The sequence below is a fragment of the Nocardia sp. 852002-20019_SCH5090214 genome (assembly GCF_001665865.1).
In the GTDB taxonomy this organism is placed as follows: Bacteria; Actinomycetota; Actinomycetes; order Mycobacteriales; family Mycobacteriaceae; genus Nocardia; species Nocardia nova.
The window spans coordinates 1-564 of sequence record NZ_LZMK01000171.1; the positions used below are offsets into that span (position 1 = coordinate 1).

The following is a 564-nucleotide window of genomic DNA, read 5'->3' on the forward strand; positions in this document are numbered from 1 at the left end:
CCTTGGGCACGGTTGTATTCGGCATAGGCGCGGGCGCACTCGAACCGGTAGCCAGCCTCGGCGACCACATATCGGTTATGCGGGCGGCCGAGCTGGGCCATCTTCGCGCCGTAGAGGCGGGCCACCCGCGGCGAGACACCCTCGGCCATCTGCTCGGCCGCCAGCTGCGCGACGATCGTGTCGGCGTTCGGATGCATCCCGCGACCGAACAAAGCCCGCATCTGGGATTCGGTGACGATGTCGCCCTCGACGATATCCAGGGCACCCAGCCCCGACCCCACCCAGCGACCAGGGGACTCCCCGCGCTCGCTGTAATAGGCGGCAAGCTGTTGCGCGCCACGGTCATTGGCGTCATTCGTGGCGATATTCCGCAGGTAATACTCATAGCCGTCGCCGTACGCGATCTTCGCCAGCGACATCATGCATCCAGGCTACGCCGCTCCAGATTTCTCGTTATCTGTTCGTGACCTGGGAGCATGAGGTGTGAAAATTTTTGTGTGAGTGAGTGGTTGTGGGTGAGTGGTAGTGGGGGAATGTGGTTGTGAGAGTGGGTTGTGAGGTTAA

The 564-nt window shown here is 62.1% G+C and carries 1 protein-coding gene; it reads right to left on the reverse strand.

What is annotated here, in order from left to right:
• A partial coding sequence (locus A5780_RS40005; protein WP_231982949.1) for a relaxase domain-containing protein occupies positions 1–422 on the reverse strand: 422 nt, incomplete at its 3' end.
• Positions 423–564: the final 142 nt, after the last annotated feature.